General features: G+C 71.2%; 15 protein-coding genes and 5 pseudogenes. 13 read left to right on the forward strand and 7 right to left on the reverse strand.

Going from position 1 to position 19,026, the window contains the following annotated elements:
• Positions 1-82: 82 nt before the first annotated feature.
• Positions 83-1,258: an ATP-binding protein gene (locus tag AVW11_RS16830; RefSeq protein ID WP_076044470.1), complete on the reverse strand. Its 1,176-nt coding sequence runs from the start codon at positions 1,256-1,258 to the stop codon at positions 83-85.
• A 465-nt stretch (positions 1,259-1,723) separates the two neighbouring features.
• Here AVW11_RS16830 and AVW11_RS16835 point away from each other — a divergent pair, with 465 nt between their 5' ends.
• The 5 genes from AVW11_RS16835 (at position 1,724) to AVW11_RS16855 (ending at position 5,773) form a co-directional block, all read left to right on the forward strand.
• The gene (locus tag AVW11_RS16835; RefSeq protein WP_158076138.1) at positions 1,724-2,143 is read left to right on the forward strand and encodes a DUF5959 family protein; all 420 of its coding nucleotides are present in this window, start codon (positions 1,724-1,726) and stop codon (positions 2,141-2,143) included.
• 317 nt (positions 2,144-2,460) lie between these two features.
• Complete coding sequence (locus tag AVW11_RS16840; protein WP_060180760.1) at positions 2,461-2,751, forward strand: hypothetical protein; 291 nt, start codon at positions 2,461-2,463, stop codon at positions 2,749-2,751.
• A 372-nt stretch (positions 2,752-3,123) separates the two neighbouring features.
• Positions 3,124-4,590 (forward strand): membrane-associated oxidoreductase, encoded by a 1,467-nt coding sequence (locus AVW11_RS16845; RefSeq protein WP_076044474.1) that lies wholly within the window; start codon positions 3,124-3,126, stop codon positions 4,588-4,590.
• A gap of 162 nt (positions 4,591-4,752) precedes the next feature.
• The gene (locus AVW11_RS16850) at positions 4,753-5,166 is read left to right on the forward strand and encodes a hypothetical protein (RefSeq protein ID WP_076044476.1); all 414 of its coding nucleotides are present in this window, start codon (positions 4,753-4,755) and stop codon (positions 5,164-5,166) included.
• 274 nt (positions 5,167-5,440) lie between these two features.
• On the forward strand, positions 5,441-5,773 hold the full coding sequence (locus AVW11_RS16855) for a hypothetical protein (protein WP_076044478.1): 333 nt from the start codon (positions 5,441-5,443) through the stop codon (positions 5,771-5,773).
• Between the two features lie 80 nt (positions 5,774-5,853).
• Here AVW11_RS16855 and AVW11_RS16860 read toward each other — a convergent pair whose 3' ends face one another.
• Complete coding sequence (locus AVW11_RS16860; protein WP_076044480.1) at positions 5,854-7,335, reverse strand: M28 family peptidase; 1,482 nt, start codon at positions 7,333-7,335, stop codon at positions 5,854-5,856.
• A 536-nt stretch (positions 7,336-7,871) separates the two neighbouring features.
• Between AVW11_RS16860 and AVW11_RS16865 the strand changes: the two genes are divergently transcribed.
• Complete coding sequence (locus AVW11_RS16865) at positions 7,872-8,660, forward strand: AfsR/SARP family transcriptional regulator (RefSeq protein WP_076044482.1); 789 nt, start codon at positions 7,872-7,874, stop codon at positions 8,658-8,660.
• A gap of 178 nt (positions 8,661-8,838) precedes the next feature.
• On the opposite strand, the gene AVW11_RS16870 is transcribed toward AVW11_RS16865, so the two are convergent.
• From AVW11_RS16870 to AVW11_RS16880, 3 genes are all read right to left on the reverse strand, one after another.
• Entirely contained in the window at positions 8,839-9,411 is a 573-nt protein-coding gene (locus AVW11_RS16870) for a flavin reductase family protein (protein ID WP_079250654.1), read from the reverse strand.
• Between the two features lie 8 nt (positions 9,412-9,419).
• Positions 9,420-11,561: a tetratricopeptide repeat protein gene (locus AVW11_RS16875; RefSeq protein WP_076044484.1), complete on the reverse strand. Its 2,142-nt coding sequence runs from the start codon at positions 11,559-11,561 to the stop codon at positions 9,420-9,422.
• A 229-nt stretch (positions 11,562-11,790) separates the two neighbouring features.
• Complete coding sequence (locus tag AVW11_RS16880; RefSeq protein WP_060180742.1) at positions 11,791-13,011, reverse strand: hypothetical protein; 1,221 nt, start codon at positions 13,009-13,011, stop codon at positions 11,791-11,793.
• Positions 13,012-13,748: 737 nt separating this feature from the next.
• Between AVW11_RS16880 and AVW11_RS16885 the strand changes: the two genes are divergently transcribed.
• Positions 13,749-14,162, forward strand: a complete 414-nt coding sequence (locus tag AVW11_RS16885) for a hypothetical protein (RefSeq protein WP_076044534.1) — start codon at positions 13,749-13,751, stop codon at positions 14,160-14,162.
• Positions 14,163-14,185: 23 nt separating this feature from the next.
• Positions 14,186-14,479, forward strand: a pseudogene (locus AVW11_RS39100) (NF041680 family putative transposase); the annotation flags it as partial.
• A 353-nt stretch (positions 14,480-14,832) separates the two neighbouring features.
• Here AVW11_RS39100 and AVW11_RS16895 read toward each other — a convergent pair.
• Positions 14,833-15,126 carry a hypothetical protein gene (locus tag AVW11_RS16895; RefSeq protein WP_225884471.1) on the reverse strand — a complete coding sequence of 98 codons (294 nt, stop codon included), beginning with the start codon at positions 15,124-15,126 and terminating at the stop codon, positions 14,833-14,835.
• A 267-nt stretch (positions 15,127-15,393) separates the two neighbouring features.
• On the opposite strand from AVW11_RS16895, the pseudogene AVW11_RS38395 reads away from it, so the two are divergent.
• The 5 genes and pseudogenes from AVW11_RS38395 to AVW11_RS16920 all read left to right on the forward strand — a co-directional run.
• Positions 15,394-15,740, forward strand: a pseudogene (locus AVW11_RS38395) (telomere-associated protein Tap); the annotation flags it as partial.
• An 18-nt stretch (positions 15,741-15,758) separates the two neighbouring features.
• Positions 15,759-16,010: pseudogene (tpg, locus tag AVW11_RS39275) on the forward strand (telomere-protecting terminal protein Tpg); the annotation flags it as partial.
• Positions 16,011-16,137: 127 nt separating this feature from the next.
• Positions 16,138-17,370: pseudogene (locus AVW11_RS39280) on the forward strand (ISL3 family transposase); the annotation flags it as partial.
• Positions 17,371-17,426: 56 nt separating this feature from the next.
• A pseudogene (locus AVW11_RS16915) lies at positions 17,427-17,859 on the forward strand (DUF4259 domain-containing protein).
• Positions 17,860-18,127: 268 nt separating this feature from the next.
• A complete protein-coding gene (locus tag AVW11_RS16920) occupies positions 18,128-18,523 on the forward strand; it encodes a hypothetical protein (RefSeq protein WP_076044486.1) in 396 nt (131 codons plus the stop codon).
• Here the strand turns inward: AVW11_RS16920 and AVW11_RS16925 are convergent.
• On the reverse strand, positions 18,505-18,957 hold the full coding sequence (locus AVW11_RS16925; RefSeq protein WP_076044488.1) for a hypothetical protein: 453 nt from the start codon (positions 18,955-18,957) through the stop codon (positions 18,505-18,507). The genes AVW11_RS16920 and AVW11_RS16925 overlap by 19 nt on opposite strands.
• Between the last annotated feature and the right edge of the window lie 69 nt (positions 18,958-19,026).

Here is a 19,026-nt window from a genome sequence, read left to right on the forward strand (position 1 = left end):
TGCGCAGAGCTCACGGCCTGCTGAAGCTCGCTGACCCGGGTGCCGCTCACCTGCGGAGGGTCCCTCGTCGGGCCCTTCCTCCTCAGGTAGAGGCGTTGAGGATGTGGCGGATGATGGCTGCGGCTTCGTTCGGGTTGTGGTCGAACCAGTCGGGGAGGTGTGTGCGAACGACCTCTTGGACGTATGCCTTGGCTTCGAGATTGCCGAGCTTGGTCCTCGTGGCGCCGTCGAAGACGGGGTGGGCGAGTTTTACGGATACGACCGCGGTCAGGCCCTCGTGGATGGCTTCGGTGGTGATGTCCTCGTCCTCTGCGCGCAGGTGACATTGACGGCGCGCGAAGTCGTTGACGACGTCCGTCAGTGCGGTACGGAAGCCCTCTTCGTGTGTGCCGCCCTCATGGGTGCGGGTGCTGTTCGCGAAGGAGTGGAACCCTCCCGTGGACCAGGTGTTCCACTGCATGGCGGTCTGCACGAAGATCGTCGCATCCTCGTTCTCCGACTCGAAGGCGATGGCGGGGGAGTGGACCAGATTCGGTGGGCTGGGGTTGAGGTGGGTGACGTAGGCCCGAAGGCCGTCCGCGTCCTGGTGGCGGACCGGCCGCTCCGGCCGCTCGTCGGTGAGGGAGATGGCCAGGCCCCCGTTGAGGAAGGCCAGCTCCCGGAGGCGTTCCGACAGCGTGGCGAACGAGTGGCAAGTGGTCTCGAAGATGCCCGCGTCGGGTGAGAACGCGATCGAGGTTCCCTGTTCGTCCGTCTCCTCGTTCCTCGTCAAGGGCGTGATCGGCGTGCCCTTCTCGTATGTCTGGGTCCAGCGGTGACCGTCTCGGTGCACCTCGACCGTGAGAGAGCTCGACAGCGCGTTGACCACGCACAGGCCCACGCCGTTGAGGCCGCCGCAGACCTGGTAGCCGGTGTTGGGCTTGGAGCCGAAGGCCAGCTCGGTCAGTTCGCGCTCGATGGCCGACTTGCCGGTGGGCCCCTCCACCTCGACGGGCAGGCCCCGCCCGTTGTCCGTGACGCGAACGCCGCCGTCCGCGGTGATCGTGACGTCGATGGTGTCGGCGTGGCCGGCCAGGTGCTCGTTCACGGCGTACGTGACGACCTCGAACACCATGTGGTGCAGGCCGCGTTCTCCGGTCGAGCCGATGTACATGCCGGGGCGCCTGCGTATCGCCTCGTGGGCTTCGAGTATCTGGATGTGACTGCTGGTGTATTCGTGCACGTTCGCGGGCTGACTGGGGTTGCCGGTCTCGGTCATGAAGCACCCTCCCTGGGCTCCTGAGCGTGTTGGTGACGGCAGCCGCCCAAGCAGCCCGGACGCTGTCACCGGTGCATGCCCATCCTAGGTATCTGACGGTAAAAGCGCAGGTCAGACCCTATATGTTGAGGTCTCAGGTGGTCGCGTCCCCGGCTTTGCCGAGGCCGCCGTTCTGGAGGGCCGCTCCCGGCGGCGGAGCAGCGCAAGGGCCCCGCCGCAGGCGCGCGCGGGGCGTTTCTGGCTGGGCCTGCGGTGCCTTTCGCGCAGAATTCACCGGCAGGATGCCACGCCCGGCTCCAGACCCAGCCGACGGCGAGGAACGAGGCGGCACGGACGGCTGCTGCGTAGGAGATCCATGCCAGGATGCTGCGGATCGGTGGTCGGTGGTCGGTGGTCGGCGACAGGGGCGGCCGGCACGCCGGAGTGGATTCGCAGGAGGGGCGGCAACGGGTGGGAGATCTCGAGGTGATCCGGTTCGCAGACCGCGGGCGGAGCGTGTCGGTGGAGCTGGAGAACGCGGCCGGCGGTGGGCGCTACGACGGTTGGCACGAGGCCGAGATCGTGATCGAGACCGGCTTCGTCGGCGCACGCCTGCCGGTCCACTTCACCGACGCCGACCTTGCGGACCTCACCACCTTCCTCGCTGCCCGCGCCGTCGCCGAGGAGGACGGCGCGCCGCCGGACGGATCGGTCACCGACTGGCCCGCAGCAGGCCGCAGCGCATACCTGCGGCTACGCGTCGCCGACCCGTTCGTCGTGGAGATACGTGACCCGGTGCAGAGCGGGGTGACGGTGAGCGTACCGCTGCAGTTGCGTGACGACTGGGCGACCCGCGCCGCCTCCCGCCTGGACCGGCTGCGCACCGCACTCGCCGACAGCCGCTGAGCCCCCGGACCCTTCGGGCCCCCAGGACCCTTCTGGGCCGGCGGCCCGCGCCCGCGCCCCGCCCCGCTTCCCCGCTCGCATCCGCGGGCCGCCCTCCGGGGCGGATCCGCAGCGGCATTGGCTGGACCCAGATCGGCGGCGCCGCCACCACCATCCACGCCGCAGCCGCAGGCCTGTTCGCCACCAACCCCGCCGACGGCAGCATCCACCGCTACAACGGCACCCCGAACTCCTGGACCCGCATCGGCAACGCCGGCGCCGCCTTCGCCGTCAACAACAACGCCCTGTACGGGCTGACCCCCGACCGGCCGGCCGTCATGCGCTGGACGGGGAGCGGCGACCGCTGGGAACAGGTCGGCGGCCCCGCAGCCGCCCTGTACGCCGGAGGGACGTCGATGGTCGCGACCGACCCGCACGACGGCGACGTCTTCCGCTTCAACGGAACCCCGGGCTCCTGGACGCAGATCGGCGGCGCCGGTGCGCACTTCGCCCTGAGCGGCACCCACATCTACGGCCTCACCCCGACCCGCTCCGCGGTCACCGTTTGGACAGGCTCCGGCTGGAACGGCATCGGCGGCGCCGCCGCCCAGATCGCAGCCGGCCGCTGACACCCGCCCACCACGTGTCCCCGTACCGATCGCCGGTACGGGGACACGACGGCGCTACCGCACCCGCGCCCGCGAGCGGGTCGCCTGGGCCCCCGCGAGGGATCCTGGGGAGTCGGTGCCGAGTGTTACCTCGATGTTCGATCGCGAGGGACTGTTCGCGTGAGACGAGACCGCGTCGGGGACCAACGCCTTGAGGACGGCGCGGCGAGGTCCTCGGCACTGCTCGAGAGGCGGTGAAGATCATGATGGACCCGCAGTTGATAAATTGGTGGGCCGGGCTCGGTAATGGCCGGGCGGGACGGGGGATTTGGGCAGAATGGCGTTCTCTGTGCGACAAGTGGCAGCTCGAACGCGGCACGTCAGAGTCCCGGTGTGAGCGAGACCAATGATCTGACGTCGGCGGAAGCGCGTATATGGCGGGCCTTCCCGCGAGGGGAGTCCGTGGACTTTCGCGCCGCCGAGGAGGAGGATCCGGCGCTCGCCAACGCCTGGGGCGCCGAGCGGACCGTGCGGGCGAGCGTGCTGCGGGCCCTGCTCATCAAGGCCCCGCAGGAGGAGCGAGAGATCGCCGCGCTCAAGATCACGGGAGCGCGGATCACCGGTGTACTGGACCTGAAACACGCCACGATCGATGCCGCCATCCGGCTGAGCCACTGCCGATTCGACGGCGTTCCCGACCTGTACGGTGCCCAGCTGCGCGAGCTCAATCTGAGCAAGTCGGTTCTGCCGGGCCTGACCGCGGAGACCTTGAGGGTCGACGGGGTGCTGCGGATGACAGGCTGCCGTATGCGGGGGCCGGTGCGGCTCGGCGGGGTGCAGGTCTCCGGGGCGTTGTTCATGGAGGAAACGGAGTTCACGGCGCCGGACGACTCCGAGCCGGTGCTGCAGCTCAACCAGGCCGTGATCGGTGCCGACCTGTGGGCGCCGGAGATGCGCGCGAACGGACAGGTACGACTCACCGGCGCCTCCGTCGCCGGGCGGATCAACGTGCAGGACGCCGAACTCAACCAGCCCGGTGGCACCGCACTGGACGCACAGAACCTCAACGTGGGAGCCCACGTACGGGCGCGGCGCGTGCGTGCGCAGGGCGGGGTCGAGCTCCGGGGCTCGCGCATAGCAGGCCGCCTCGACCTGCTCCACGCCCACCTGTCGCACCGGGGCGGCACGGCACTGCGGGCCAGCAGCTGTGTCATCGGTGAACTCTGGCTGCTCGGTGGCGATCGCATCGAGGGTGCCCTGAACCTGCGGCGTTCTCGAATTGAGATCATGAACGTCGAACCGGAGATCCTGCCGGACCAGGTGTTCATCAGCAATCTCACCTACACCGTACTCACCCCGCACGAGCCCGCCGAGAGGCGCCTTCCGATGCTGGAGCGGGACGGCGACCGTTATGAGCCGTACGGCTACGAGCAGTTGACGGCGGCCTACCGCCACGTCGGTGACGACGACGCGGCCCGACTCGTCCAACTTGCCAAGCAGCGCCGCCGGCGCACCACGCTCACCTGGTACGGACGCCTGTGGGGGTACCTCCAGGACGGCATCGTCGGCTACGGCTTCCGCCCGTTGCGCGCGGCCGTCTGTCTGCTGTCGCTCATGGCCATCGGGTCGATCGCGTACGGCCTGGACCACCCCAAACCCGTCAAAGCAGGCGAGGGACCTGCCTTCAACCCCGTCTTCTACACCCTCGACCTGCTCCTGCCGATCATCAGCTTCGGCCAGGAGTCGGCATTCGCCCCTGTCGGCTGGCACCAGTGGTTGTCGTACACCTTGATCATCACCGGCTGGATCCTGGCGACGACGATCGTCGCGGGCGTGACCCGGACGGTGAGCCGCCAATGACCCGCTCGGCGCTGGTCGAGCACTTTGCGGAGTGCCATTGAAGTGTCAGGGTCTGTGCCAGAACCGAGAAGGGGAGGCGCCCGTGGACCCTCCCGTCTCCGAGCGACGGTCGGCGTCGGCCGGGGCGGGCGCCGTCGCCGGCGCGCCCCGTAGGGTGGTCTGATGTTCGATCGCTTGGAGATCAAGGTGTTGCCGCCGGGACCCCGGTTCCGTGCCCAGGTGCGGTTCTGGGTCAACAGTGAGGACGTGGTCGAAGCGGCGGTCGGCGACGGCGGCCGCGGACCGTACGCGGCTGATGCGCTGCCGGCCGACCGCCCCAGCCCTCTCCGGGCGACTGGTGAGGCGCGCCGCCTGGAGCTGGGGGAACCGGAGTGCACCGGCGGCTGCTGCGGCTTCGCGGCCGTCGTCGTGCAGCGGTTTGGGGAGATCGTGCAGTGGTCGGACTGGGAGGTGCCTTGGGAGGTGGGCCGCAGCGCCATGCCCTACCCGCCACCGGAGCTCCACTTCGATGCGAGTCAGTACGACGCCGAAGTGGCTCGCGCTGAGGCGGACCCCTGGTGGCAGGTGTACTCGTAGCCCGGCACGGCGCGCCTGCGACCGGCTGCGGGCTCTTGCCGGCCCCGCATTCTTGCTCAACTGGGGCGCGCTGGAGAGCCGGGGTGCCGCCGACAACCGGCAGGCCGGCCTGAAGCTCCACCCGCAGCGGAGGCCCGCGCAAGGACGACGTCTCCGGCGCACGTCCGGCCAGGCAGCGGGTGCAGTGGCGTCTCGCCGGTGAACCGGGGTGCTCGGATGGGTGAACGGGCCGGGGCGGCCTGTTGGTGACGGTGCGGTGTCGGCACACCGGCCCATGGTGATCACCAAGCGGTCCGTCGTCACGGCCGCTGTCCCCGCCCTTGCCTTTTCCCTGCCCACGGCCGCGCACGCGGCCGTTCCCTCCGCCGCACCGGCGCCGGCCGCGGCCGCGGTGCCGCAGGTGCTGCCGATCGGTGGAGGACCCAACCGGCCACCAGCGCACGAGTCTTTGGCACTGGAACACCGGCGACGGCGGTGGTGTATCCCCGAGGCCCTGCGCCGCCTGGTCCATGACGTGCTCACCCACCGGCACCACCGGCACCACCGGGACCACCGGCTGAGCGGCGACGCCACCGCCCTCCTCCTCACCGGATGGCACGCCTCCTGAGCCCCGCCGTGCGGCACGGCAGGGCCCACGGGACGCCGCGGGCGGCGCCGCGGGGGCGGTGCACTCCGCGATCGGGCGGGTCAGTTGCCGCCCAGGGCCCCGAGGTCATGCGCGTAGCGGCCGGCCGCGTCGGCGATGACGTCGATGTTGACGTCGAAGGAACGCATGTCGATGTTGGCGAGGTCGTCGCCGGGCGTGTGGTGGTTCACGTCGTACGCGGTGCCCGCCCGGCCGCCGAATCTGGCTGCCTGGGCCTCGGTCTTGAGGCCGTCGGAGCCGGTGAAGGTGCCTCCCGAGGGGATGCCTGCCGCGAGGAAGGGCGCATAGTCCGACAGGCCGACGAAGTCGGTGCCCTCGTGCGGGACGCCCTTCGCATCGAGGAAGTCGGTGATGCCCTTCTCGAGCTGGGCGGAGCCCTCCGGGCCGGGGCCCGCGCCGACGCGGTCGGAGTCGTCCCCGTCGCTGACGAAGAACGCGCCGTTCGGCGAGGCGATCGTCTCGAAGTTCAGGTAGAGCCGGATCTGCGCGCGCTGCTCCGGCGTCAGCGCGGAGAGGTACGCATGCGAGCCCGCCACGCCGAACTCCTGCGCCGACCACCAGGCGAACCGCACCTTGTTGCCCACCTTGTCCTGCGACTTGGCGAGTTTCAGCGCGACCTGGAGGAGCCCGGCCGAGCCGGAGCCGTTGCCGTTGATGCCGGGGGTGCCGTGCGGCGAGTCGAGGTAGGAGCCGAGGAGGACCGTGTCGGCGGCGTCCCCGCCGCGGGTCTCCGCCACCACGTTGAAGCTCCGGCGGTTCTCGCGCAGTTCGTGGATGTCGAGGGTGACCGTCACCGGCCCGGCGGCGGCCTCCGCGGTCAGCGCCGCACCGTCCTCCTGGCTGATCCCGCCGGTGGGGATGCGGGCGAGGGAGGAGTCCCCGATGGTCCCGTTGATCTTGCCGGACGTGTTGTTGTAGACGATCGCGCCGAGCGCGCCCGCCGCGTGGGCATTGCCCTGCTTGACGGCGAAGGAGCAGCCGCCACGCTTGACCAGGGCGATCCTGCCGGTGAACGCGCCCGCCGCGAAGTCGCCCGGCTCGCAGCCGTGGGTGTTGTCGGCGTCGACGGGGACCACGGCCAGCTCCCCGGTGACCCCGCCCTCGGGGCTGCGGGCGGTGAACGCCATGAGCTGGACGGTGACCTCGCGCGGGGTGGGCGAGTCGACAGTGAGGGATTCGGCGAGGTCCTCGGTGTAGACGAAGCCGAACTCCTGGCGGGAGGTCCGGTAGCCGGCGTTGCGCAGCACCCCCTCCACGTACGCGGCCGAGGCCTCGTGGCCCTTCGAACTCGCGACCCTGCTGCCGCCGTTGTAGTCCGCGGCCGACTGGAACACCCGCAGGTGCCGCAGGGCGTCCTCGGCCGTGGACTCCCGGACGAGTTGCGCCGCCAGGGCCGCGCCGCGGGCGGCGGCCCGGCCCGGGTCTTCGGCGCCCGCGGCGGCGGGGCCGGCGAGGAGCAGCGGGAAGGCCAGTGCGGCGGCGGCCAGGGTGGCGGTCGCCGCGGCGGTACGACGTGCGGACATGGCTGGGTGCCCTCTCACGGCAGGTCGAACGGACCGGTCGGCAGGGCCGTGGTCGGCGGTCGACGATCGGGAAGTGCGTGCGTGTCGGGAGGAGATCGAGGCACGCTAACCCTGCGGCGGGCCCCTGCCAAGGAGAAGACCCGAGCCGGGGCCGGGCGCCCCGATGATTGGCCGATATGCGGCGGGCATACGACCGAGGACGGCTGCCGGTTCGCAATTCATCTATTTTTATTGGAAGTTGGCTGGTTCGTGCCCCTGACACCCTCTCGCGGGATCCCGTATCCATTGTCGTGAGCGCCGGTGAGCCCCACCGCGTGCCGACAGGACAGTGCGCCCGAGGGCGCCGGTAGCGCGGGGGTGGCAGACCAATGCTGGCCAGAACCGAAAGATCCTCGTCAGATCCCGTCCACGGCCCTCCGGCGGACCCCGACTTACCCGGTTGTCCCCGGCCCGTCCCAGACCCGACCGGCGGGGGCGGGCCGGCCGACGGGCCGACGTACCGGATCCTGGGGCCCCTGGAGGTCCGCCGGGGCGGGGTGCCGTGCACGCCCAGCTCCCTGAAGCGGCGCGCCCTGCTCACGCTGCTGCTGCTGCACGCCAACCGCCGCTTCCCGATCCGCTCCCTGATCGGCGAGTTGTGGGACGGCCGGCCGCCGCGCTCGGCCGTGGCGACCGTGCAGATGTACGTGTCCGGGCTGCGGCGTGTGCTCGCCCCCGAGCACAGCCGCGGGGGCGGCGACCCCCGCAGGCACCCGCTGCTGCTCACCTCCGGCAACGGCTACCTGCTGCGCGTACAGCCGGGGGAGCTGGACCTCGACCGGTTCCGCACGCTGGCCGCGCGCGGCCGGGAACTGCGGGCCGCGGGCCACTGCACCACCGCGGCAGAATCGTTTCACCGGGCCCTGGCCCTCTGGCGGGGCACCCCCTTCGAGGACCTCGGACCGGCCTGCCTGCCCGCGCACTACACCGTCCGGCTCGAAGAGGAGCGGCTCGCCCTCGTCCACGACCGGATCGGCGCCGACATCTGCAGCGGCTGGGCCCGCGAGGTCGTCGGCGAGCTGGAGGAGCTGTGCGCGCGCCACCCGCTGCGCGAGGACTTCCACGAGCAGCTCATGCTCGCCCTGGCCGCCGCGGGCCGCCGCGCCGAGGCCCTGCACGCCTACACCCGGGCCCGGCGCGCCATGGTGGAGGACACCGGAATCGAACCGGGACCGGGCCTGCGCGCGGCCCAGCAGGCCCTGCTCAGCGGGGCCCGGCCCGACAACACCCGGCACGACGGCTGCCGCCCGGCGCGCGCACTCCACCCCGCGGCGCTCGGCCGCTGAGGGCCGCACGACCGCGCATCCACAGGGCCACGGGTACGTACGGCTGCGGGTACGTACAGCTGCGGCTTCGCACGACCGTCACTCGCACGCAGCCGTACACCAGCCCCCGCAGACAGCAGTACGCCGGTACGCGCGCTCCGCGTACCGGCGTACCCACCCTGCTGCCCGCCCGCCCCGCTCAGCCCCCGAGGCTCCAGTCGAGCCGCCGCCGGAAGTACACCAGGGGATCGTCCTCCGCCACCGCGCAGCCGACCACCTCGCCCACCACGATCACGTGGTCGCCGTGCGGGATCACCGCCCCCGCACGGCACTTCGCGTACACCGGGACGCCCGCCAGCCGCGGCACCGTCCCGTCCCAGTCCCAGAGCACGTCGGCGAACTTGTCCCGGGAGCTGCCCGCGAAGGTCCTCGCCAGCGCCGCGTGGCTGCGGGCCAGCAGGTGGACACCGAAGTACGCGTCCGGCTCGGCCGTGATCTCCCGGCAGGTGCGGGAGGTGCGCGCCAGCGCGACGAGCACCGACGGCGGGTCCGCACTGTACGAGCAGACGGAGGAGACGAGCAGCCCCGAGGGCCGGCCGTCGCCCCGCCGGGCGCAGACCACCGCCACCCCCGAGACCAGCCGCGACATGGCCTCGGTGAACGCGGCCCCGGACACGGCCCCAGACGCGGCCCCGGACGCGGCCCCGCCGGCCCCGCGCTCCCGCTGCATCTCCTGGCGCTCCTGCTGCTTCTCCTGCTGACGGAGGTCCACCCCGGCCCCTACGGCTGCGCCCGCTCGGCCGCGCGCAGGCAGGTCTCACGGCGGCTGCGGGCCTCTTCGTCGTCGGTGACGGCGAGGACCGCGTCGAAGTCGGCCACCGCCTGGACCAGGCTGCCCGCCGCCTCGTGGACCATCCCCCGGTTGAACCGGAACTCGGGCCGGGCCTCCAGCTCCACCGCCCGGTTGAAATCGGCCAGTGCGGCGGTCAGGTCGCCTTCCACATAGGCGAGTTCGCCTTTGATCGCCCAGGCCTCGGCCAGCTCCGGATCGTGGCGCAGGGCCGCGTCGAGGGAGTCGCGGGCCTCGGCCGTACGCCCTTCCTCCCCCCACAACCGGCCCTGGAGGCACAGCAGATGGGGGTGCTCGGCGTCGACCAGCAGCCCGGCCTCGACATCGGCCAGGGCCGCCTTGGCCTCGCCCTGGTCGGCCAGCAGGCCCGCGCGGGCGAGGAGGGCCTCCAGGTTGCCCGGCTCCAGTTCGAGGGCCCGGTCGAAGTCGGCCAGCGCGCCGTCGAGGTCGCCGAGTTCGAGCCGGGCCTCACCGCGGTTGTAGTGCACCTCGGGGAAGGGCGCTTCCAAGGTGATGGCCCGCTCGTAGTCGGCGATGGCCTCCTCGATGCGGCCGAGCCGGCGCAGCATGCTTCCGCGGTTGAAGTAGTGGTCGGCGAAGTCGTGGTCCAGTTCCATGATGGAGGCGTAGTCCTCCAGAGCGTCCTCCAGCCGGCCGCTCATGCCGTTGACCTGGGCGCGGTTGTAGCGCAGCCCGACGCGGTGCCAGGTCCGCTCTCCGATGCCGAGCTCCCGGTCGAGCCGCTCGATGCCCTCGTCCAGCAGCCGCAGGGCCTCGTCGGGGCGGCCGGCGCGGACCTCGACCAGCGCCAGGCCGTTGCGGTTGAACACGGAGAAGAAGGCGCGTTCCTTCAGGTCCGGCAGCAGGTCCGAGATCGCGATGGCCTGGTTGACGTACGCGCGGGCCCTGCGCTCGTCGCGCAGCTCCGGCGGGAAGTGGCGGGCGTACAGCATGCCCGTCTCGTAGGCGAGGCTCATGTGGTGCTTGGGCAGGGTGGTCTGCGAGCGCGCCTCCTCCTGGACGGCGGCGGACTCCTCCGGCCGTCCGGCAGCCGCCAGGCACACGCCCGTCTCGCGGGTGAAAGGCCACCACAGGTCCGGCCGGACGTCGGGGCCCGTACGGTGGCGGCCCTCCTCGCCCATCTCGGCCGCCGCGTGATAGAGGCCCAGGTACTTGCAGCGGAGCTGGGCCCAGCGCAGGGCGTCGAGTCCGGCGCCGTCGCCGTCGCTGCCGCGCAGCAGGTGGTAGGGAAGGGTGCCCAGCCGGAGCGAGGGCTCCTCCTCGGCGCGGGCGGCGACCTCCTCGGCCCGGCGGTCGTGCAGGGCAGCGCGCTCGGGGCCGGTGAGGGCCTCGTACGCGGCGCGCAGTGCGGGCTCGTCACTGATGCAGTCGCCGTCCACGTACCGGGCGGCGGCCTCGGCCAGGCTGCCGGACCCGGCGCCGTCGGGGGCCGGCCCGTCGGGCTCGGCGCCCGCGGGGGCCCCGGGGCGGTGGACGCGGGTGGTGCGCACGGCGAGTTCCGCGGGCAGGGACACGGAGACCATGCCCGGCGGATCTTCGAGCTCCGCGGTGTCGGTGGCGACGACCAGGGTCAAAAGCTCGGCGGGGATCCGGCGCAGGGCGGCGGCGAGGAACTCGTGGTCGGTGACGTCGGCGTGCTGCACGTTCTCCACGACGAGGGTGCGCGGGCCGTCCCCGGATCCGGGCAGGGCCGCGAGCAGGAAGTCCACGATCCCGTGCGAGACGCGCAGCGAGTGCAGCCGGGCCGGGTAGCGGCTGGCCTCGCCGGGGGCATTGGCCAGCTTCTCCAGGGCGCGGATCATCTGCGGTACGAGGGGCGCCAGTTCCGGGGTGCTCTCCTGGAGCTCGATGTAGTGGCGGCCGGCCAGTTCGGGCATGCGGCGCAGCGCCTCGGGGGCGACCTGGCGCAGCAGGGCGCCCGCCGCGGAGTAGGGGCCGCGCAGCCGACGGTGCGCGTCGACCACGGCCAGGGGGGCGGGCAGGCCGAGTCCGGCCCGCAGACGGTCGCGTTCGCGGCGCAGGGGCGCCGCGATCCAGTAGTGGCCGGTCATCAGGACTCCTTCGTGGATACCGCGGCCTTCGGGCCGGGGAGGATACGCAGCTCCCGCGTTGCGGGACAGGGGGGAGCCGGTTCGCCTGCTGGGCGAGGCGGCGTGGCAGGCGGACCGGTCGAGGATCGCGGCCGGAGCCCTGGCCAAGCGGGTGGTCACCGACGCGAAGCGAACACCCGGGCGGGCGCGGCCCGTCGAGGCGGGGGGCCGAGCCGCCGGCAGGCGCCCGTCAGCCGATGACGTGGCGGGTGCGGGAGGCGCGGCCGCGCAGGCGCTCCCGGGCGGCGATCCAGATCGTGAGGGCGGTCTGCCAGAAGGCCATGATGAGGAAGGCCGAGGAGTCCAGCAGCTCGACCCAGCTGGAGCCCTCGCCGCCGAAGCGGCTGACGGCACCGGAGACCATCTCCACGAAGACGGGGGCGAGGGCCAGCAGGAAGGTGCTGAGGCTGAAGGTGTAGCCGGCCACGATCAGCCAGGAGTACCAGCGGGCGGCCCGGCGGTCGACGGGGTGCCACAGGGATTCGTCCGCCAGCCCCTCGGTGCGCCCGCGCAGCCGCAGGAAGCGGTTGCGCAGCAGGCGTACGGACGTGGTGTGCAGGTCCACGCAGCCGAGCATGGTGGTGATCAGCACGTACACGTCGGTGCGCAGGTAGAGGAAGAACTGCCACAGCACCCGCAGCACGGCGGCGAAGGCCACCGCGAGGCAGACGCGGCTGGCGGTGGTTTCGCCGCCGCCGGGGCCGCGGGCGGCGTCGGCGACGGTGATGAGGAGGCAGACGAGGACGACGTCGGCGACCATCCCGGCGACGATCGGCAGGTAGCGCTTGCGGCGTTCCACGGCGACGAGCCCGTCCAGGGCCGTTTCGACCACGAGGAAGTAGAAGCGGTGCGACAGCCTGGTCTTGGAGCCGAGGCCCAGACGCCGGGCGGCCAAGGCGTGGAAGGCCTCGTGGACGGCGATCAGGGGAACCGCGGCGACCAGCATGACCAGGCTGATGACGGCGTAGTACTCGCTGAACAGCATGTCCTCCGCGGCCGGTACGAGGTCCGGGGAGCGGATCACGCGCCAGAGCGCCCAGGCGGTGATCAGCCCGTAGCAGATCCAGGCGGGCGGGGAGAACAGGGCGCGGCCGAGCCGCTGCCAGCGCACCGGGCCCGTCTGCGCGGGCTCCTCGCCCTCCTCGCGGACGAAGCCGAGTTCGCGCAGGGCGCCGATGATGTCGTCGATGTCGACCTGTTCGCCGTACTCGGCGCAGTACCAGTGGGCGGCCTGCGACGGGGTGGCGCCGGCCTCGAGGCGGCGCACGAGGTGGGCGCCGTCGACCGGGAAGATCCCGTAGGAGTCCGTGTCGGGCCGCCCGATGGTGACCTCTTCGCCGTCCTCCAGGTAGACCAGCGGGTGGAACGGCAGGGGCGTGTCTGGCGCACTGCGGATGCCGTGCTCCGGCATGGGGCCTCCCTCGGCTTGCGGTCCGGACCGGCTGCGGGCGGGGCACGCCGCCCGTCAGGCACCGTCGTGCCGGCGGACGGCCCGAGTCGCCTCGGGCGGTCCGGGGCACGACGGCGCCGGGCCCCGGCCGATCAGGTGCCGGTGCTCAACTGGGCCAGGATCAGTTGGGGTTGGTGTAGACCTGGCACGCCGAGGAGGTCAGACGGACCGGACCGGCCTTGCGGACCTGGATCTTCTTCATGGGAATCTCCTTCACATCAGTGGGTGATGCGGACGTGTCCATCCTGGCGAGGACCGCCATCGTTTCCCCAAAACCCCACCAAACGCTTCACGGGACGCACACGCGGCGGCGGACCGGGGCACGGCGGGGTAGACACCGGTCACGGACACCCCGAACACCGGCCGGCGCACCCGCCCGCCCCTCCCTCTCCCCTCGCCCTCCCCGCTGGACATCAAGGCGATCCGCCGGGACACCCCCGGCACGGCGAACCGGATCCGCCCCGACGACGCGGGCACGGGCCTGATGCCGCGCCAGACGCCGCAGGCCGCGATCGGCGGCCATGAGGCGGCCGACCGGGAGCGGACCGACTCCGTGTACGGGCCCCCGGGCCCGGCTGCTGGGCGGGCGCCCGGACGACATCGCCCTGCCCGACAACCCGGAAGCGGCATGCCGTGGTCTGTCGGTGGGCTGGAGGACGGGTGTGTACTGGAGGTCTGCCGCGTCGAGGGGGGAAAGCGTGCCGAGTACGCCGGATCCTGGTGCACCCGAGTCGGAGCGCGAGGAGCAGGAGTGGCTGAGTAGCAGGAAGGTCGCCAAGCTGTGGCCGGTGCGTGAAGCGTGGCTGCCGGACGCTGCTCGTCGGGCGGATGTCCGCGTCCGCACGTCGAGCGGGCAGAGCCTGGGCACGTGGGGGTCAGGCCCGACCTCCTACTACTTTCATGCCGAGGACGTGGGCAGGGCCACACTGGAGTTCGCCGAAGGTCGCATCGACGTCCCGTCAGGCTGGCGCACCGACACGGCCGTTGGCAGGCTGCGGGAGTTCTGGTTCAAGGTGCTGGTCTACGGTGCGGCGACGGTCGCTGTGGGTGCTGTGGTGGCCGCGGTCCTGGGATGTCTGGCCTTCGTCGTATTCGTTCTGTCAGTCGAGTAACCGACCTCCTTCCGGACCGGGCGTGGCTGATCATCACCGCCCACCCCCAGCTCCGTCCGGCCCGTCCGCTGGCCGAGGACCTCCGCCGCCCCTTGAGAAGCCCGCCGAGCCCGGCCGACTCACCCCGCCCCGAGTCCGCCGGGTTTGGGAACCCCCGCGCGCACCTACCCTGCCCGGCACGTGCACCGAAACCGAACCGGCCAGGCCCCGGCCGGCCCCTCGGCTCGAAGAGCCGGCAGCCCGCCACCCGCTACGACATGGGCAAAACCGTCAGACGCCCCGAGACCATCCTCGAACGCGACCAGGCCAGACCATAAAGAACAAGGTCAGCTCGCTGGCCGCCTCGTCGCCGGTGACGACGTACCCGAGGGCCTTCCGCCCCCTCTCTCGATGTTCTTCCTGTGCTTGCCCATCCGAGCCCCTTCCAGGGTGGGTGCCGGGTCGAACGCCCGGCACGCCAGCCCTACCCGCGCCAAAAGGCGACAAGCACGCCTCACGGAACCCGGGCGCGGCCGCAGCAAGCCGAGGAAGTCGCCCCGCGCGCCGCCGTGCTGACCGCGGCCGCCACGGTGGTGTCGCCGGTGCCTGAGGACCAGAACTCTCGATCCCGGCCCACTGGGCATCGGCCAGCACGCTCAAGACAACGACGCACCCCCTCCGCCGCAACGCTTCAGAACCCGGCCATGGACTTGTCGAGCACGCCCCCCAGCGCACCGTAGACGCTGCAGCGAACCGAGTGCCTTGCCATGCGGCGGAGCCCGAACCCCACGATGAACGACAACCCGAAGAGCCCACCGAGGACCATTACTACGAGCGGGTTGTAGACGAAGTACGCGAAGCACGCGACGCCGGTCCAGACGAGGATCGGCAGGATCGAGCCGCGCAGCAGCGCCCAGAACCTGATCCGTTCCGGCCCCGACGGCAGCGCACGTTCATGCCACACCTCGATGTGGTTCCTGGTCACACAATGCTCAGGTCGCATGAAGCCATCACAGCACCCGACAGCTCAGGGCAGTGGGGTGATCCGTAAGGAACTGCCCAGGTGTAGCCGGATCCCAGCCCCAGTGCCTGGGCCAGGATTTCGGCGGCGGCGCAGTCGTGGCAGGCGTCGGTACCAGGTCGCATCAGGGCGTCGCGCGCGCGACGGGGTGTACCGCTGGGGGTGCAGACCGGTGCTGCCGCGGGTCGGTGCGGCGGCCTGGTGCGGGCCGTCGCGTGGGCTCAGGGGTGCCCGACCTGGCGCCCGGACATCCGCGCGGCGGTCATCTCCCGCACCCGGATCAACCTGCGCCGCAAGATCGTCAAGCACGCGGCGTTCACCGGCCAGTACCCGATCGCGATCCTGTCCGACTGCGTCGTCTACGCCGCCGGCGGACCGCGCCCCCTGGAATTCCTGCCCTACCGGGAGGGCAAGCCGCTGCCCGGCGGCTTCAAGCTCGGCAGCAACCCCGGCCTGGTCAAGCACGAGGGTCCAGAGCGTCCTGTGGGGCGAAGAGGTCCGGGAGAAGTCCAACGTCCCGGAGTTCAACCTCGCCCGGCATCAAGGACGGCAACATCACCGACGCCGACAACGTCGAGCAAGAGAACAGGCAGGCGATGACCACGGAGTTCGGGGACGGCCTGGACCAGGCGGTGCAGAAGGCGTTCACCCGCCCGGCACCCAAGGGTGCGGGCACGCAGATGCGGTACCTGGTCAAGCAGCTCAAGAAGACAAAGTCGGTCGCCGAGGCGCTCGGCAGCTCGCAGCGGCAGGTGGAGCGGTACGTCGCCGGCCAGGCCAAAAAGCCGCGGGCCGACCTCGCCACGCGCCTGGAGCGCGAGGTGAAGAAGCGCTGGCCGCAGATCAGGGTCAAGGCCCGCGAGAAGGCGGCGACCACCGGCGGCATCGTCATCGACGTCCACGCCGCCTCGGCTACACCGGGGCCCCTATGGACAGCACGGACGAGGCCCGCCTCCGGCACCTCACCGCCGCCCCGCTCCCGCAGCACGCCGCTCGCCTCTTCGACGCCCAGCAGCAGGGAGTCAACGAGAACACCCTGCGCCGGCTCACCGCCGAGGCCCTCAAAGAGGTGTACTTCCAGGACGGTGGCCGCCGTGCCGGCTCCCTCGAGGAGGTCCAGATCAACGACGTCCTGGCCTCGTGGACGTCGAAACCCGCCGTCCAATCGATCTTCTCCCAGACCGGGAGGCATCCAGTCTGGCGGCGTGGCTCGCCCAGCGGCCAGGCGTCGAGGTGGTCTGCCGGGACCGGGCACCGTTCTTCGCCGAGGGCGCCGCCGCCGGAGCGCCGCAGGCGGTCCAGGTCGCGGACAGGTGGCACCTATGGCACAACCTGAGCGAAGCCGCCGAGCGGAGTGTTGCCCAGCATCGCCGCTGCCTGCACGTTCTGACACCCGCGTCACCTGAGTCCCAGCCTGTGACAGGCCCGGCCGCGGGCCAGACCGGGTCGCCATGGCCACGCGGACACCGGTTCGCCGACCGGACCCGGTCCCGGCACGCAGCCGTGCACGCCCTGCTGAAGGCTGGGCACAGCCAACCCTCGATCCAGCGACAACTCGGGATGACCTGGCGGACCGTCAAACAGTTCGCCGACGTCGCGAAGCCGGAGGACCTGTTCACCGGCCAATGGCAGAACCGGCCCTCCGTTCTCGACGACTACAAGCCCTACCTGGACGACCGCTGGAACGAGGGCTGCACCAACGCCTGGAAACTCTGGGAGGAGATCCTGCCTCTCGGCTACAAAGGCAGCTACCAGCGCGTCTGCGCCTACCTGCACGACAAACGCACCTCACCACGGCCGGTGACCGCACGGCCGCCCTCGCCCCGAAGGGTCGCCGGATGGATCCTTCGCCGCCCGGACACCCTCACCGAGTCCGAGCAGATCCAACTCAAGTCCGTCCGGACGCACTGCCCCGAACTCGACGCTCTGACCCGCCACGTCCGGTCTTTCGCGACCATGCTCACAGAGCGCCAAGGCGAACGACTTCCGGACTGGCTCGACGCCGTCCGGCAGGACGACCTCCCCAGCCTCCACACCCTCGCCGCCGGCATCGACTGAGACCGCGATGCCGTCATCGCCAGCCTCACCCTGCCCTGGAACTCCGGAGTCGTCGAAGGCCATGTCAACCGGATCAAGATGCTCAAGCGCCAGATGTTCGGCCGCGCAGGCTTCGACCTTCTTCGCAAACGGGTCCTGCTCGCCCCGTAGTCCTGTTGTCAGTGCCTGGTGCGAGGATCCGGGCCACCATACGCAGGGAGATCAGCATGGGCACCTGGGATACCGGCCCTTTCGACAACGACACAGCCGCAGATTTCGCCAAGGCACTCGACGAGGCCGAGCCCGAGGCGCGTGAAGCCCTGATCCGAGGCGTCCTCGTCCGGACGATCGACGCAAGCGGCTATCTGACGGAAGCGGAAGAGGGCGGTGGCCGCCGCCGCCTTGATCGCGGCGCAATGCCCGGAAGGCGACCCCGTCGACACGTCCTACGGTCCGGAGACACCCATGCCCCTGCTCCCCTCCGACCTGCGCGCACTCGCCGACGAAGCCCTCGCCCGCATCCTCGGCGACGAGGATGGGCCGGCCTCAAACTGGGTCAACCCGGAGGACTGGAAGCAGTGGCGAGCCATACTCACGCGCCTTCGCGCAGTACTTGCCCCGCCACCCCCTTCCATCGCTCTCTTCGATGTTCAGCCGTAACGGAGCGTCACTCAGCACGGAAGTTGAACCAGAACCGCTACTCGCGTACAAAGCCGGTGCGAGGCGAGGCGGTAGAAGGCGCCCTTGCCGGTCTTGTCGGCGAGCTTCTCCAGCAGTGTCGGTAGGTCCGGATATTCGGTCCCGCGGAATAGGCGGCGGGGCAGCCAGCTCAGTTCGACTGCACCCCAGGCGCGGAGTGGCCGAGCACCGCGGGGAGGCCACGCCGAATCCTGTAGCAACGCCCGCGTTCGCCCCTTACAGTCACCGCATGGCCGCCGAGGACGAGAACCCCAGACAGCCCGACATCGCCGCGATGCTCACCGACCAGACCCGCGCCTGCAAGGCAGCACGTGACGCCATCGCCGCCGGTGGCCGGGTGATGGTCTGGGACAGCGAGGTGCCCCATTGGATGGTCGCTGGCATCGCTGCGACGCGGCTGAGGCGGTCGTTGAAGATCGGCCTGACGACCCTCGGCCTCGACGAGACCGTTGAGATCCTGGCCCAGCATCGTGACAAGCACCTGCGCACCGGCATCATCGATGCAGCAGACCGGTCTTGGCACTTCACGCTGTACTTCGACGCCACTGGGACCGAGCTCTTGGCGTGCAGCGGCGTCAAACGTGAGCCGCCCTCGAAGATGGGCGGTCAGAGGCTCCAGCTGTAGAGGCCGCCGCCTGTGTTCACCGCAGACGCCGCGAGCCGGGCCACTCCTTGCAGGACGGCCAGTAGATCATCGTCGGTCATATCGTCCCCGTCCTCGGACCAGAGCCGGGTGGTCCAGCGGCCTGCGAGCTCTTCGAGTTCGGCGGAGGTCGCGTTGGCCAGTGCTCGGGTCAGCCGTTTCGGCAGAGCAAACACCTCAACGCCATCGTTCAAGGGGGCGGTGACCCACTCCGGCCACGCCCACCGAAGGAGTTGCTCAAGCGGCGGGGCCTCGGCGGAAGGCTCCTCGAAGAACATGTCCCACTCGGCGATGGCACTGTCCGGCTCGATAAAACGGCAGGTCACAGACTCAAACGCCGCACCAGGTCCCCGCAGGCGCGTGGCAGCGGCGGCTGCGTCGTCGGGGGCGAGGAAGAACACTATGTGGTGGGCCATCAGAGCATGATGGCAGCCCGCCAAGCAGACCTCAGTGCCCGAGCCATCCGCGGCACCCCTTGGCCGCCC

The sequence above is a fragment of the Streptomyces amritsarensis genome, assembly GCF_001953875.1.
In the GTDB taxonomy this organism is placed as follows: Bacteria; Actinomycetota; Actinomycetes; order Streptomycetales; family Streptomycetaceae; genus Streptomyces; species Streptomyces amritsarensis.